Source organism: Alistipes sp. (assembly GCF_048465635.1).
Lineage (GTDB): Bacteria > Bacteroidota > Bacteroidia > Bacteroidales > Rikenellaceae > Alistipes.
Genome location: NZ_DBFWLF010000017.1, coordinates 206,939 through 222,242, shown reverse-complemented (window position 1 = coordinate 222,242; position 15,304 = coordinate 206,939). Strand labels below are relative to the sequence as shown.

Here is a 15,304-nt window from a genome sequence, read left to right as displayed (position 1 = left end):
ATCGGCCACAACGACGCGCCGTTCATCTACGAGAAGGTCGGCAACCGCTTCGAGCGCTTCATGATCGACGAGTTCCAGGACACCTCGGTCAAGGAGTGGGAGAATTTCCTGCCCCTGCTGCAAAACGCCATGGCGCAGTCCGACGCCACCTCGGTAGTGGTCGTGGGCGACATCAAGCAGTCGATCTACCGCTGGCGCGGCGGCGACTGGAAGATTCTGCACACCGGGGCGCAGCAGGCTTTGGGCGCAGCCGAAACGCAGACGGTCACCCTTCAGGAGAATTTCCGCAGTCTGCCCGTGGTGGTCGACTTCAACAACCGCGCGATCGCCCGCATCGTGGCGGCGGACAACCGCCTGCTGAACGCCGCCGTGGATGAAGCTGCGGCGCGCGGCGACCTGACGGCGGGCGAATGTGCCGCCCTGCGCGACACGCTCGCCGACGCCTACCGCGACCACGCCCAGCGTCCGCGCCGGCAGGCGGAGCACCCGGGTTACGTCTCGGTGGAGACCTTCGCCGACAGGCCGCCCGTCGTGGAGCGGCTGTGCGAACTGTTAGACAAGGGCTTTCGTCCGTGCGACATCATGATTCTCGTGCGCGGAGCCACCGACGGGGCGAAAGTAGCCGAGGAGCTGCTCGACTTCAAGCGCCGCAACCGCGAGGAGCGCTACCGCTTCGACGTGATGACCCACGAGGCGCTCATCATCGGCCGCGCCCCGGTCAGCTCGTTCGTCGTTGCGGCGCTCCGGCTGGCGCTCAATCCGGACGACCGGCTCAGCCGCGCGGTCTGGAACCGCTTTCTCGGCCGCGCGTTCGATGCTCCGCTCGACGAGAGCCGCCGCACCTTCTTCCGCTCGCTGCGTCTGTTGCCGCCCGAGGAGGCGTTCGAACGCATCGTCATGGAACACGATCTCCAGCGCGACAAGCGTCACACGGCCTACCTGCAAGCCCTGCACGAGCAGATCATCGCTTTCTGCGCCAACAAGATCGCCGACATCGCCCTGTTCCTCCGCTGGTGGGACGAACAGGGTTCCGCCCGTTCGCTCTCGATCGACGAGAGCGCCTCGACCATCGAGATCACTACCATCCACAAGGCCAAAGGGCTTGAAAAACGGGTCGTGGTGATCCCCTACTGCTCCTGGCCGCTGGACCCCCGCTCGGGCGGCAACGTGCAGAATATCGTCTGGGCCGAAGCGCGCGGGGAGGCCGGGGCCGTGGGACGCTTCCCGGTCAGGTTCAAGCGCTCGATGGCCAAATCGGGTTTCGCTGCGGAGTACTACCGCGAGCTGGTCTACACGCACGTGGACAATGTGAATCTGCTCTACGTGGCCCTTACGCGCGCCGCGGAGTCGCTCCACGTCTTCGTGCCCGAACGCGGGGGGCGTCACATCGGTTCGCTGCTGCTGGAATGCCTCGCTGCCGAGGCGGACGGAGCCGGGACGGTTGCCGGGCCGGAAGAGACGGTCGGGAACGGGACGGCTGCCGGGCCGGAAGAGACTGCGGGCAGGAACGGGACGGCTGCCGCCAAAGCGGAAAAGACAGCGGTCGGGAACGGGACGGCTGCCGGGCCGGAAGAGATGACGGTCGGGCCAGGGACGCCTGCCGCCGAAGCGGCAGAGACGGCGGTCGGGAATGAAACGGCTGCCCCCGAAGCGGCAGAGAGCGAAGCGGCAAAGACCCGGCCCGGCAGTGTCCGCCACACGCTTTCCGAAGCGGGCGAGCGCTTCGAGTACGGGGAGTTCGCCCCGCCCGTCGCCCGCGGGGGGCGGCGGCAGGAGGCGGAGCATGTCGTGCTGGAACACTACCTCACCTCCCGCGCCGACCTCAGGCTGCGCCTCCCCTCGCAGCGCTACTTCGACGAGGGCGAACGGGAACTCTCGCCCCGCAACTTCGGCATCCTGATGCACCGGGCGTTTCAGGAGGCCGACACCGCGGAAGACATCCGCCGCTGCGTGGAGCGCATGCACGCCGACGGCACGCTGGGCGATGCGGACGCCGCCACCCTGCAACGGATGATCGATCGGGCGCTGGACAACCCCGTCGTCGGCGAGTGGTTCGGCGGGGGCTGGGAGCGCGTGCGCAACGAACAGGAGATCATCCTCCCGGGCGGCGTCACGCGGCGACCCGACCGGGTAATGACCCGCGGCGACCGCGCCGTGGTGGTCGATTACAAGTTCGGCGGCCGGGAGGCGGGCGAGAACCGCCGCCAGATCGGCGAATACCTCCGCCTGCTGCAGGGGATGGGCTACACCGCGTGCGAGGGTTATCTCTGGTACGTGAAACTGGGTGAAATCGAAAAAGTCGGCGAGGCATGCTGAAAGAACTGATCCGAATCCTGCCTCCGGCCTACCGCCGCCGGGGGCTGCGGGTGGCGGCGACCCTGCTCGTGCGGGCCGTGCTCAACCTGGCGGGGCTGGCGGCGCTGCTGCCCGCACTGGCGCTGGTGCTCGATCCGTCGTGGACCACAACCGCAGGTCCGCTGGCCCGCGCCTACGCCCTTTCGGGACTTTCGTCGCCACGCACCTTTGCGCTGGCGCTGTGCGGCGGGGTGGTCGCGGTCGTGGGGACGAAGTGCCTGATAAACTACCTGCTCGCCCAAGCGGAGCACCGTTATATATACAGCCTCTACCGCACGCTGTCGCGGCGGCTTTTCGTCGCCTACCACGACCGGGGGCTGGCCTTTATCAAGGGGACGAACTCGGCGCTGCTGGCGCGCAACGTCAACGTCGTCTGCCTGGCTTTCGTCTCGGGCATCCTGCGCCCCGCGGCCTCGATGGCCGCCGAGGGTATGCTGCTCGTCCTGCTCATCGCCGCGCTGGCCGCCTATGCGCCGCTGGCTGCGCTGCTCGCCGTGGCGGTCTTCCTGCCTGCGGCGTGGCTCTACTTCACGCTCGTGCGCAAGCGCATCGCCCGCTACGGCGAGCTGGAGAACAAGGCCCAGCGCGAAAAGGCGCGGCTGGTGGCCGAAACCTTCCGCGGCTACGCCGACATCGAGATCAACGACGCCTTTCCGATGATGCTCCGCACGTTCGACCGCGCCATGGACCGCGTGATCGACAACCGCCGGCGCGAAGCGGCGCTCTGGATGCTGCCCCAGACTTTCACCGAGGTCGGGCTGGCCGTGGGCATGGCGCTGCTCGTCGCCCTGAGCCTTGGCCGCGGAGCCGCCGACGCGCGGCTGCTCTTCGGCGTGTTCGCCGTGGCGGCGCTGCGGCTGATGCCCTCCGTGCGCAGCATCATGGCGGGCTGGGCCTCGATCCGCTACAACCGCTACACGATCGACATCCTGCGCGACGCGCCTACGGCAACGGCCCCGGCGGAGCCGGACGACGGCCGCACGCTGCCTTTCGAGCGCGAAATCGCCGTGCGGGGGCTTTCGTTCCGCTTCGAGGACGACGGCAGCGAACTCTTCCGCGACCTCTCGCTCACCATCCGCAAGGGCGAACGCGTGGGCATCCGCGGCGCATCGGGGGCGGGCAAGACGACCCTTTTCAACCTGCTGCTGGGACTTTACGAGCCCGCTGCGGGCCGCATCGAGATCGACGGCGTGCCCCTTACGCGCAGCAACCGCCGCGCCTGGCAGCGGCGGATCGGCTACGTGTCGCAGCACCTCTTTTTGGCCGATGCGACCTTCGCCGAGAACGTTGCGCTCGGCACGCCCGCCGAGGAGATCGACCGCCGCCGCGCGGCCGAAGCGCTCGAAGCAGCGCAGCTGGGCGCGTTCATCGCCTCGCTGCCCGACGGCATGGACACCCGCGTGGGCGAGTGCGGCTGCCGCCTCTCAGGCGGTCAGCGCCAGCGCATCGGCATCGCCCGGGCGCTCTACCGCCGCTCGGACGTATTGTTCTTCGACGAGGCGACCTCGGCGCTCGACAGCCGCACCGAGGAGCAGGTCAACCGCGCCATCGCGGCGCTGGCCGCCTCGCACCCGGGCCTGACGCTGGTGGCCATCGCCCACCGCGAAAGCTCGCTGGAATATTGTGACCGGATCATAACGCTGGGAGAATAACATGGAATACATCATCGCCGACCTGCGCGTGAGTCTGCCCGACCATCTGGCGGCGGGGCATTTCTCGCGTGCGCTCGCACCTTTCGCCGTGACGGCCTCGGGAGCAGATCTCTCCGGACCGGACGTGCTGCTGCTGACGGGCGACTGCCCGCCGCCGGGCACGGATTACCGCGAAATCGACCGCTTCGACTTCTCGGACGCCGACGCCGCCTGCCGCTTCGGACGCGATTCGGCGGGCTATCTGCTCGAAATGACGCCCCGCGACGGTAGCGCCACGGCGCATTTCCGCATGCGGAGGGACGCCCCGGAGGTCCTTACCGACTACTCGCTCCACCACCACCCCGCCCTGCTGCGCTTCGGACTGTGGACCGCCTTCAACATCGCCGCCCTGCGGCGGATGAGCCTGGCGATCCACTCCTCGGTGCTGCTCTACCGGGGGCAGGCCGTGCTCTTTCTGGGCGAATCGGGGACGGGCAAAAGCACCCACACGCGGCTCTGGCGCGAGCATATTCCGGGCGCGGAGCTGCTCAACGACGACAGCCCCATCGTGCGCATCGTCGGCGGGGAGCGCAGCAACGATGCCGAGCCGGCATTCCTGCACCTCCCGGGCCTGCCTCCGCAGGAGCTTCCTGTCGCGCTGGCCTGCGGCTCGCCGTGGAGCGGAAAGACCCCCTGCTACCGCAACGAGTGCTACCCGATCCGGGCTTTCGTGCGCCTCTCGCAGGCGCCGCACAACCGCATCCGAAAGTTGCAGCCCCTCGCCTCCATCGGGGCGCTGCTCCCCTCCTGTCCGCCCGCTTTCGCCCACGACAAGGCGCTGTTCGACCGCGTGTGCGACACGGTGGCGGGGCTGCTGGCGCTCGTCGACGTCTACCACCTGGAGTGCCTGCCCGACGCGGCGGCGGCACGGCTGGTCTGCCAAACCCTCTTCCCGCATGAAACGGATTGCTAACGGAGCCGCTTTCGCGCTGGCCCGCGACCTGCTGCGCGAGGGGCATCCGGTGAGCGTGCGGGTCGAGGGGCAGAGCATGCTCCCCTTCTTCCGCAGCGGCAGCGTCATTCGCCTGCGCCCCCTCGCCGCCGGCGATTTGGCCCGCGGGAAGGTCGTGCTGGGTGAAACCGACGCGGGAACGTTCGTCGTGCACCGCATCCTGCACATCGGACGGGAGCGCATCACGCTGCTCGGCGACGGCAACTGGTGCGGCACGGAGTCGATCGCCCGCGAACGGGTCCACGGCATCGTCGACTGCGGGCGGCTGCACCTCGCGCTGGCGCGCATCTGGCTGTGGCTGCGTCCCGTAAGGAAATACCCGTTGTGGCTGCTGCGGCGCATCTGTCCCCGATAACGAAAGCGGGTCCTGTTTCGACAGGACCCGCTTCTTCGTTTGCGGCAGCTTATCGGTTGTTCACCGGGGCAGGTTCCGCCTGCATCGCAAAGCGGATCTGAGCGCCCTTTTTCAGATCGTCGTAACGCAGGAAAGGCTCCGCGACGACCGCGCCGTCGAGCGTCATTTCCCGGATATAGCGATTCGCCGGAGTGTTCGCCGGGGCGTCGATCCGCACCGTTTCGCCGTTCTCCAGGTGGATCGTCGCCTGCCGGAAGAGCGGCGAGCCGACGGCATAGGTGTCCGACGCCGGACAGACGGGATAGAAGCCCAGCGCCGAGAAGACGTACCACGCCGAGGTCTGTCCGTTGTCCTCGTCCCCGCAGTAGCCGTCGGGCTTCGGGGAGTAGAGGCGGTCCATCACCTCGCGCGTCCACCACTGCGCCTTGTGGGGCTGGCCGCAGTAGTCGTAGAGGTAGATCATGTGCTGTGCGGGCTGGTTGCCGTGGGCGTAGTTGCCCATGTCGGCCACCTGCATCTCGGTGATCTCGTGGATGCGCGCGCCGTAGTAGCTGTCGTCGTAGATCGGCGGTACGACGAAGACCGAATCGAGCATCCGGGCAAATCCCTCCTCGCCGCCCATCGCGTCGCTCAGGCCCCCAACGTCGTGGAACACCGACCAGGTGTAGTGCCAGGCGTTGCCCTCGGTGTAGGCGTCGCCCCACTTATAGGGGCTGAACGGCTGCTGGAACGTCCCGTCGGCGTTGCGGCCCCGCATCAGCAGGGTTTCCGGGTCGAAGACGTTGCGCCAGTTGCGCGAAGCCTTTTCGAGCATCGCGGCGTCCTCCTCATGGCCCAGCCTGCGGGCCGCCTGCGCGATGCACCAGTCGTCGTAGGCATATTCCAGCGTGCGGGCGACATTCTCGTTGATCCCCACGTCGTAGGGCACGTAGCCCAGCGAATCGTAGTACTCGTGCCCCAGACGCCCCGTGGAGGAGACCGTCGGATGGACCTTTCCGCGCCCCGACAACATCGCTTCGTAGAGCGTGGCGACATCCTCCTCGGGGGTTACGCCCCGCAGGATGGCCTCCGAGACGATCGAGGCCGAATTGTTGCCCACCATGCAGCCGCGGTGGCCCGGCGACGCCCACTCGGGCAGGAAGCCGCTTTCGCGGTAGGCGTTGGCCAGCCCCGCCTGAATCTCCGCATTGACCGACGGATAGACCAGGTTGAGCAGCGGGAAGAGCGCCCGGAACGTATCCCAGAAACCCGTATCGGTATACATGTAACCCGGCAGCACCTCGCCGTTGTAGGGGCTGTAATGGATCGGTGTCCCCTGCGCGTCGATCTCGTAGAACTTGCGCGGGAAGAGCGTCGAGCGGTAGAGGCACGAGTAGAACGTGCGCATCTGCTCCTCCGTGCCGCCCGACACCTCGATGCGGCCCAGCACCTCGTCCCAGCGGCGCTGGGCTTTGTCCCGCACCGTGTCGAAGTCGTCCGTGCCCACCTCGGTTTCGAGGTTGCGCACGGCCTGCTCCGAGGAGATGAACGACGAGGCGACGCGCGCGGTCACCTGCTCGCCGCGGCGCGTTGCGAAGTGCACCTTGGCCACAGCATGGCCGCCCTCGACGCTCTTTCCGCCCTCCGGATAGAGCACCTGGCTGCCCGCCTCGTATTTCGCGGGGTCGGCGGTCAGCTCCACCCCCGTAAAGGGCTTGTCGAAGCGGATCACGAACCAGTTGCGGAAGTTGCCGGGCACGCCTCCGCTGTTGCGCGTCGAGTAGCCCGCGACGGTCCGGTCGTCGACGATCTCGACCCGCGAACCGCGGTCGAAGGCGTCGATCACCACGCCCGCCTCCTTCGTTTCGGGGAAGGTGAAGCGCATCACGGCCGCGCGCTCGGTCGGCGCGACCTCGGCCGTGATGTCGTGGTCGGCCAGGTAGACCTTGTAATAATAGGGTCTGGCCTCCTCCGACTGGTGCGAGAACCAGCTCTTACGGCTCTCCTCGCCGAGTTTGTCCGCCCCGCGCACGGGCATCAGCGAGAACTGTCCGTAGTCGTTGATCCACGGCGAGGGCTGGTGCGTCTGCTTCAGGCCCCGAATCGTGTGCGACCCATAGGTGTAGGCCCAGCCGTCGCCCATCGCGCCGGTCTGGGGCGTCCAGAAGTTCATGCCCCACGGCAGGGCGATGGCCGGATAGGTGTTGCCCGTCGAGAGCGCATAGTCCGACTGCGTACCCACCAGGGTCGTAACGTACTCCGAGGGCCGCGGCGCCTGTTGCCGGGCCGGGCGTTCACACCCCCACGCAAGCAGCGCGCAGGCGAGGATTCCAAGTGTTTTCATGCGATTGTAGGTCAGTTTATCAATTAGTTTCGTTCATTTTCGTATAAGCCGCTTTGCCGTCGATGCTGATCCTGAGACTGGTCCACCCCGGCGGCAGCACCGATTCGCGCTGGACAAGCCCCTCGGGGCCGATCTCCAGCCCGCCGAAGCCGAACAGCACGGCTTGCAGCAGGCCGCCCGCCCCCGTCATGAAGCAGGGGTTGCCGCTTGTGGCCGTTTCGGCCAGCACGCCGAACGGGGGCCGCAGGTTGGGCCGGTAGGAGCGGCGGAACAGTTCGTCCGCCTTGTGTGCCATCCCCAGCCGGGCGTACTGGACGGCGAATACGGCGTAGCTCATCGCCGGTCCGTCGGCGGGGTCGATCCGCGGCTCGTAATAGGCCAGGTCGCGCAGCATGATCTCGCGGTCGGTCACGATCCCGAGCGGATAGGCCAACAGATTGGCGTCGGCCTGCTTGATCCGCTCGCCCGCATAGGCGGCGTGCTCGCGCGTCACCCCGTCCGGGAAGCGGAGGATGCGCAGCCCCGCGGCGATCTCCGTCCAGCGGGGGTCCGCCCGTTCGCCGCAGAGGGCTGCAGCAGCCGCGGCCGCTTCCAGCGCCCGGCGGGCCGCGCCGTTGGTAAAGGCGTTGTCCGTGACGCCCATGGCGTATTCGTCGGCGCCGACGACGTTCGGAATCGAGTAGCTGCCGTCGTCGTTCGCCGTCACGCGGTCGCACCAGAACCGGGCTGTCTCCCGCAGCAGCGGATAGCCCGAGGTGCGCAGCCACGCCCGATCCTGCGTCACGCAGTAGTAGTTCCAGCACGCCAGCGCCACGTCGGCCGTGACATGGTGCTCGAGCGGTCCGGTCAGCGCGCGGGTCGGGGTGCACTCCTCGCCGCGGTCGTCCCCCTCCCAGGGGAACATCGCGCCCCCGTAGCCGTAGGCATAGGCCCGGCGACGTGCCGCCGCAAGGCCGTCCATGCGGTAGTCGAGCATCGTGCGCGCCAGCTCGGGCCGCAGCGCCAGCAGCGCCGGGAACATCCACAGCTCCGCATCCCAGAAGATATGGCCGTTGTAAACGCCCGCCGAAAGCCCCATCGGCGGAATACTCCGCCGCGAACCTGCGCGGACCGAGGAGTAGAGGTTGAAGAGCGCAAAACGCACGGTCCGCTGCGCCTCCGCATCACCTCCGATCTCGATGTCGCTCCGCCACAGCCGCTCCCACAACCGTTCGTGGGCGGCGATGAGCCGTTGCGTTCCCTCGCGGACGGCGTAAACCGCCTGCCGCTCCGCCTCGTTCCACGGATCGGCGAACGAAGCCGTCGTGCAGACGATGCCGACCACGGCGAACGAGGCGCATTCGCCCCTGCGCAGAGAGATACACACGCTGCCGGGCGCAGCCGGTTCGCACCCCGGCCCGCCGAGCAGGGTCGAGACGGCGACGATCCAATCCTGCCCCCGGTTGTAGCTCCCCGAGCTGCGCAGCACGCCGATGCGGCTGCCGTCGTCGCACCACACCGTGCGGGATTCGCGCACGGTGTCGGCGAATTCAGCGGGAATCGCGTGGCGGTTGGTGAAGCAGACCTCCGCATCGCGCGCCGCCGCGACCTCCACCTCGGCCATCAGGGCGTAGGGCATGTTACGCAGGGCGCGCACGCGGCAGACCACCTCCACGCCCTCCGCCGCGAAGCGGGTCGCATGCACGGCCCGCCGCAGGTCGATCCGCTGCTCCTGCGCACGCAAAGCCGCGAGGTCGACCTCGTGACCGTCCACCTGCATCGAAAGCGCCAGCGGGTCGATCCCCTCCAGCATGCGGCTCACCCGCTCCGCCGTTCCCCGTTCATAGGCCCCGCCCAGCAGAACCGGGCCGAAGCACAGGGGCGCGCGGCCCACGACCACGCCCAACTCGCCGTTGGCCATCGCCGCGGGATAGTACGCCGCCGAGGTGTCCCGCGCCGTCAGGACCCAGCCCTCGCCGCGGGCTGCGGCTGCGAACGGGACGAGCGCACAAAACGCGGTAAGAAGCAGGCATTTCCGCATGATACTACTCATTTACGGGTAAGAACGTCACCGCCTGTCCGCCGCAGGGGGCCATCCCGATCACCAGCGTATCGGCCGCCGTGACCGTCCGCCGCTCGATGCGGCAGATTTCGGGATCGTCCGACGAAAGGTCGTCGGCATAGACGGCGGCGGTATAGGTTACGCCGGGTTCCAGGAACGCGAGCGGCTGCGTGAGCGTGCGCGCCTCGCCGTTCGTCCCTGCCCCGAGGAAGAAGCGGTCGCCGGCACGGCGCACGACGACGATGTAGTCGCCGATCTCCCCTTGCAACGCCTCCGAAGCGTCGCAGTCGGCGTCGAAATCGCGGAAGAACTGGAATGCCGGGTGACCCTCGTAGTTCTCGATCAGGTCCGCGGCCATCTGCAACGGCGAGTAGATCAGCACCCAGTTGGCGATCTGCCGCGCCAACGTGGTGCTGATCCGACACGCCGAATTGTCGCCGTTCCACATGAGTCGGCCGGGGTCGGCCTTCGCCCGCGAGTAGTCCAGGTCGAAGATGCCCGGCGTGTAGTCCATCGGACCGCTCAAGAGGCGCACGAAGGGGAGCGTGCACAGATATTCCGCCGAGTTGCCCTCCGACCAAGCGTTCCACTCCATGCCCCGCGCCCCCTCGCGCGTCATCATGTTGGGCCAGGTGCGGCGGATGCCCGTCTCCTTGATCGGTTCGTGGGCGTCGAGCATGATCCGATGCTTCGCGGCCGCCTCCACCACGCGCTGGTAGTGCTGCACGCCGTACTGCGAATGGTGCAGGTAGCCGCCCTTGAAGCCGCCCGCGTAACCCGTCTTGAGCGTGTGGACGCCCAGCTCGGCGTAGCGCTTCATCGCGGCCTCCATCGCGGCTTCGTATTCGGGAATGTTGCCGCCCGTCTCGTTGTGCATCCACAGCTCCACGCCCTTTTCGCGGGCATAGGCCGCGATGCGTTCTAGATCGAAATCGGCATAAGGGGCCAGATAGTCGAAGTGCTGGTTGCCGCCCCAGTTCTCCCAGCCGCGGTTCCACCCCTCGAACAGGACGCCCTGGATGTCGTTCGCCGCGGCGAAGTCGATGTGGCGGATGGCGTTTTCGGTCGTCGCGCCGTGGCGCGGACCCATCGTCCAGGTCTGCGTCCCGAGGTGCATGCCCCACCATACGCCGACGTATTTCTGCGGACGAATCCACGACACGTCGGCGATCGCGGAGGGTTCGTTGAGGTTGAGAATCAGCGGGGAATTGATCAGATCGACCGCCCGGTCGCCCAGTTGGATCGTCCGCCACGGCGTGGTGAAGCGGCCCGGGACGCGGGCCTTCACCCCGTCGGGCAGCGGAGCCAGGTCGGCTTTCAGCACGCCCGCGCTGTCACGCCGCAGCACCATCTCCGGCCAGTCGTACAACGCCGCCTCGTGCACGGAGCCGTAGACGCCCCCGCCGCTGCGGAACGTGAAGGGGGTGTTGGCGTCCGCCACCGCCGCGATCGGCTGTTCGCGGTACGGGAGTTCGTAGGTTTCGAAATTGCCCGCGATCGACCACGACATCGCACCCGCCTCGTCGGCGAAGCGGAACTCGGTCCGCTCGTCCGTCACCGTCAGCGAATCGACCCCTGCGGCCCACTCGTAGCGCAGGGCCACCCCGTCGTCGAAGGCGCGCAGGCGCACCGTCAGCGTCGCTCCGTTGGGAGCGGTCAGCTCCACGGCCGTCTCGTTGTGACGGTCGCGCACGTGCTTGTTCTCGCCCCACGGCTGCGTCCACGCCTCGTCGGCCGAGGTGCGCTCCACGCGGCGCAGGGTCAGCGAATCGAACAACACCTCGCGCGTCACGATCCCCAGCCGCGAGGGCAGCAGCAGTGGCTCTCCGTCGCGGTCTATGGCCCACGTCGGACGGCCCGCCTCGTCCAGCGCGAAGCGGATTTCGGTACGCCCGTCGGGCGAAACGGCGGCCGTGTTCCTCGAACCGCAGCCCGGCAGGAGAAGCAGACAGACGCCGCCGAGCAAACAGGTTGCAATCTTCATCGTTTCGGTCAGTTTATCGAGTTCAGCAACTCGGTTTTCCCTTCGTTCACCAGTTTGAGAATCAGTTCGCCGAAGAGCGTGTTCTGCCACGCGAACCAGGGCCGCGTGTAGTCCGCAGCGTCGTGGCGCGAGAACGATTCGTGCATGAAGCCCGTCCCGGCATCGGTGGTCATCAAAGCCACGATGCAGTCGCGGATCTCCGCATCGTCGTCGGCCGTTAAGGCCCGCATCATGATGCTCATCGGCCAGATCATCTCCACGCCGATATGCGGACCGCCGATCCCCTCGCCCGCCGCACCGCGCCAGAAGTAGGGGTTGTCCTCGCTCCAGACGAAGCGGCGCGTGTTTTGGTAGACCGGATCGTCGCGGTCCACGTCGCCCAGGTAGGCCATCGCCAGCAGCGACGGGACGTTGGCGTCGTCCATCAGGTAGCGGTTGCCGAAGCCGTCGACCTCGAACGCGTAGATTTTGCCGTATTTCGGGTGCTCCGCGACGGCGTATTTTTCGAGAGCTGCGGCTACCTCGTCGGCCAGCGCCGTACATTCGGCGGCCAGCTGCGACTCGTTATTCACCTCCGTGAGGATTTCGGCGGCCTTGCGCAGCGAGGAGACCGCCATGAAGTTCGACGGCACGAGAAATTCGAAGGTCGTGGCGTCGTCCGAGGGGCGGAACGCCGAGGCGATCAGCCCAACGGGCTTCACCGGATTGCCGCGGCCCACGTGACACTTGGTGTCCAGCTGGCGGTCGGTCGTACGCAGGAAGAGATAGTCGCCCGGGCCCTCCCTGCGCTGCTGCTCGCGCAGCGTGCGCAGGATATTGCGCACCGCCGCAAGCCACTCGGTGTCGAAGACCGAACCGTCGCCCGTTGTCTTCCAGAAATGATGCGCAAGGCGGATGGGATAGCAGTGCGAGTCGATCTCCCACTTGCGTTCGAAGACCATCGGGTCCGCCGCGGGATAGTCCGTCGGGTTGTGCGCACCCGTCGGGCAGACGTTGAACGCATTGGCATAGGGGTCGATGTTGATGAGTTTCAGCTGCCGCCGGATCACCCCCGCGATCATCCGCCGCAGCTGCGGATCGTCGCCGCACAACTGCACGTAGGGCCACACCTGCGCCCCCGAGTCGCGCAGCCACATGGCCGGAATGTCGCCCGTATAAACGTATGTATCGGGGTTGCCCGCGGCGTCCTCACCGTAGTGGACCGTCGTGTCGAGCGTATTGGGAAAGCAGTTCCGGAACATCCACCGCAGCCGCTCGTTGGCGAGCAGGTTGCAGACGCGGGCGATCTCCTGCTCCACGGCCTCCGAGCGGAAAAGGCGCTCCTCGCGGCGGGGACGCCGGTCGGCGTACTCCTCCGGTTCGTCCGCGCAGTACCACACTTTCGGCTCCGCACCCATCTCGAAGAGCAGTTCGCCGCCCTGCATCAGCGCCTCGTGCGTCAGGTAGGGCTTCGTATAGACCTGCCCGTTCAGCCACACGCGCTGAATGTATTTGTTGTCGGCGGAGTTGTTCCGCGCCGTGAGCGTGAACGTGCCGCCCGGAACTTTCAGCTCGGCCCGATCGAACAGCGGCGAAGAGAACCAGTAGCGGCCGCCCGCGGGTTCGGCCTCGTAGAAGCCCAGCGACGAGAGCACGTACCAGGCCGACATCTGACCGACGTCCTCGTTGCCCGAAAGGCCGTCCGGCGCGGCGTGGTAGAGCGTCGTGAGCACCTGCCGCACCTTCTCGGCCGTCTTTCCCGGCTGGCCCAGCATCGTATAGAGGTAGAGCGTCGCGTGCGAGGGTTCGTTGCCGTGGGCATACTGCCCGATCAGCCCCGAAATATCGGGCGAGGTGTCGCCGCCCTCGATCGTCGAGGGGGCCAAAAAGAGCGAATCGAGCTTTTCCAGCAGCGCTTTGCGGCTGCCGAAACATGCCTGCAATCCCTTCACGTCGTGCGGCGCAAGCCACGTATACTGCCAGGCGTTACCCTCGCAGTAGTCGTCCGCGCGGTGGGTCGAGGCGAAGGGGCTGAACGGCGTGCGCCAGCCGCCCCGGCTGTCGCGGCCCCGGATAAAGCCCGTCGCAGGGTCGAAATAGTGGCGGTAGGAGTGGCTGCGCTCCCCGAAATAGCGGGCGTCGTCCGTGCGGCCCAGCGCCTCGGCGGCACGGGCCGCTGCGCCGTCCGCCACGGCATACTCCATGTCGTAGGCCACCGCCTCGTTGAACAGATCGCACGGGATATAACCATATTTCTTCCGCAGGTCGCCCCCGCGGCCGTCGTCCATCGCCGTGCGGCGGATCGCCTCGAACGCACGCTCCCGGTCGAAGCCCGGGACGTTCTTGACGATGGCGTCCGCCACGGCCACGATGCCCGGATTGCCCACCATGCAGTCGGTCTCGTTCCCCCACAGATGCCATACGGGCAGGCGGCCCTGCTCGTCGGCGATGGCCAGCATCGTATTGACCACGTCGGGCGTCATCTCCGGATGAAGGATAGTCATCAGCGGCATCGCTGCGCGGTAGGTGTCCCACAGCGAGAAGGTCGTATAGGTCCTGTACCCCGGATCGGCGCGCACGACGCCGTCCGCACCCCGGTACGCACCGTCCGCGTCGCAGAAGAGCGACGGGGCGACCATCGTATGGTAGAGCGCCGTATAGAATATCCTGCGGGCTGTCTCATCCGTCGTTTCGATCTTCACTTTCGACAGCTGGTCGTTCCACTTCGCATCGGCCGCCGCCGCCGTGGCGTCGAAGTCCCAGCCGGGAAGCTCCGCGGCCAGGTTGGCGCGCGCCCCCTCGATGCTCACGGGCGACAGGGCCACCTTCAGCAGCACCTGCTCCCCGTCGGTGGTATCGAACCCGACACGGGCGTAGCGGGCCGCGATCGCGGGCGCTTCGGAGGTCATCGTTCCCGGCTGCTCGAACGTCAGGCTGCTGGCGGGTTTCGAGAACTCGGCGGCGAAATAGACTTTCTGATCCTTCGCCCACCCCGTCGAGCAGCGCCAGCCGCAGAGGCGCGTGCTGTCGTCCGAAAACTCAAAGCCCGTCTCGGTCGCCTTGTCCCAGCAGCCGCCGTTCTCCAGGTCGAAGACGATGGCCGCCTCCTGCGAAGCGGGGAAGGTGTAGCGGTGCAGGCCGACGCGCTCGGTGGCCGTCAGCTCGGCCACGATGCCGTAGCGCAGCAGCGGAACCGAGTAGTAGCCGGGCCGCGCGACCTCGCGCGTCCGGTCGGCATAGGACCACAGGCCCGACTGCGGGTCGCTCTGCTCGCCGCGGGCATAGGTCACCCTCCCCGTGACGGGCATCACGGTGATGTCGAACAGGTCGCCGATGCCCGTGCCGCTCAGGTGCGTATGCGAAAAGCCGATCACCGTCGAATCGCTTTGGTGGTAGCCCGAGCACCAGTCCCACTCCTGCGGGATGCTCGTGGGGCCCACCTGCACCAGCCCGAAAGGCACGTTGGCCCCCACGAAGACGTGGCCGTGGCCGCCCGTGCCGATCTTCGGATCGACCCAGCGGGTCAGGCTCTCCGGGGCCGCAGGCCGGGAGCACGCCGCGGCAAGGAGCGCCGCAGCGAATAAAAGGTTGTACTTGAGGTTCATTATCCGTTAAAAAGTTATA

8 protein-coding genes are annotated in these 15,304 nt (G+C 67.3%); 4 read left to right on the top strand and 4 right to left on the bottom strand.

Translation table 11 applies throughout. The annotated features are described in order from the left end of the window. The 4 genes from ACMO9O_RS07275 to ACMO9O_RS07260 all read left to right on the top strand — a co-directional run. Positions 1 to 2,316 (top strand): UvrD-helicase domain-containing protein (locus ACMO9O_RS07275; RefSeq protein ID WP_418983173.1); only part of this gene is annotated, 2,316 nt, incomplete at its 5' end. Further along, the gene (locus ACMO9O_RS07270; RefSeq protein WP_418983172.1) at positions 2,310 to 4,007 is read left to right on the top strand and encodes an ATP-binding cassette domain-containing protein; all 1,698 of its coding nucleotides are present in this window, start codon (positions 2,310 to 2,312) and stop codon (positions 4,005 to 4,007) included. The genes ACMO9O_RS07275 and ACMO9O_RS07270, both read left to right, overlap by 7 nt. Position 4,008: 1 nt before the next feature. Continuing rightward, positions 4,009 to 4,959, top strand: coding sequence for a hypothetical protein (locus ACMO9O_RS07265; protein ID WP_418983170.1), 951 nt, complete (start codon positions 4,009 to 4,011; stop codon positions 4,957 to 4,959). Continuing rightward, complete coding sequence (locus ACMO9O_RS07260) at positions 4,943 to 5,353, top strand: S24/S26 family peptidase (RefSeq protein WP_418983169.1); 411 nt, start codon at positions 4,943 to 4,945, stop codon at positions 5,351 to 5,353. The genes ACMO9O_RS07265 and ACMO9O_RS07260 overlap by 17 nt, the downstream gene beginning before the upstream one ends. A 49-nt stretch (positions 5,354 to 5,402) precedes the next feature. Here ACMO9O_RS07260 and ACMO9O_RS07255 read toward each other — a convergent pair whose 3' ends face one another. From ACMO9O_RS07255 to ACMO9O_RS07240, 4 genes are read right to left on the bottom strand one after another with little or no spacing between them, the layout of a single operon-like run. Next, entirely contained in the window at positions 5,403 to 7,676 is a 2,274-nt protein-coding gene (locus ACMO9O_RS07255; RefSeq protein WP_418983168.1) for a GH92 family glycosyl hydrolase, read from the bottom strand. A gap of 19 nt (positions 7,677 to 7,695) precedes the next feature. Beyond that, positions 7,696 to 9,696 carry a glycoside hydrolase family 65 protein gene (locus ACMO9O_RS07250; protein ID WP_418983167.1) on the bottom strand — a complete coding sequence of 667 codons (2,001 nt, stop codon included), beginning with the start codon at positions 9,694 to 9,696 and terminating at the stop codon, positions 7,696 to 7,698. A 4-nt stretch (positions 9,697 to 9,700) separates the two neighbouring features. Further along, complete coding sequence (locus tag ACMO9O_RS07245) at positions 9,701 to 11,701, bottom strand: glycoside hydrolase family 97 protein (protein WP_418983166.1); 2,001 nt, start codon at positions 11,699 to 11,701, stop codon at positions 9,701 to 9,703. Between the two features lie 8 nt (positions 11,702 to 11,709). After that, positions 11,710 to 15,285: a GH92 family glycosyl hydrolase gene (locus ACMO9O_RS07240; RefSeq protein WP_418983164.1), complete on the bottom strand. Its 3,576-nt coding sequence runs from the start codon at positions 15,283 to 15,285 to the stop codon at positions 11,710 to 11,712. Positions 15,286 to 15,304 lie beyond the last annotated feature (19 nt).

Coding starts and splice junctions, on each gene's coding strand:
- ACMO9O_RS07270 (WP_418983172.1), top strand. CDS start 2,310: ATGCTGAAAGAACTGATCCGAATCCTGCCTCCGGCCTACCGCCGCCGG.
- ACMO9O_RS07265 (WP_418983170.1), top strand. CDS start 4,009: ATGGAATACATCATCGCCGACCTGCGCGTGAGTCTGCCCGACCATCTG.
- ACMO9O_RS07260 (WP_418983169.1), top strand. CDS start 4,943: ATGAAACGGATTGCTAACGGAGCCGCTTTCGCGCTGGCCCGCGACCTG.
- ACMO9O_RS07255 (WP_418983168.1), bottom strand. CDS start 7,676: ATGAAAACACTTGGAATCCTCGCCTGCGCGCTGCTTGCGTGGGGGTGT.
- ACMO9O_RS07250 (WP_418983167.1), bottom strand. CDS start 9,696: ATGCGGAAATGCCTGCTTCTTACCGCGTTTTGTGCGCTCGTCCCGTTC.
- ACMO9O_RS07245 (WP_418983166.1), bottom strand. CDS start 11,701: ATGAAGATTGCAACCTGTTTGCTCGGCGGCGTCTGTCTGCTTCTCCTG.
- ACMO9O_RS07240 (WP_418983164.1), bottom strand. CDS start 15,285: ATGAACCTCAAGTACAACCTTTTATTCGCTGCGGCGCTCCTTGCCGCG.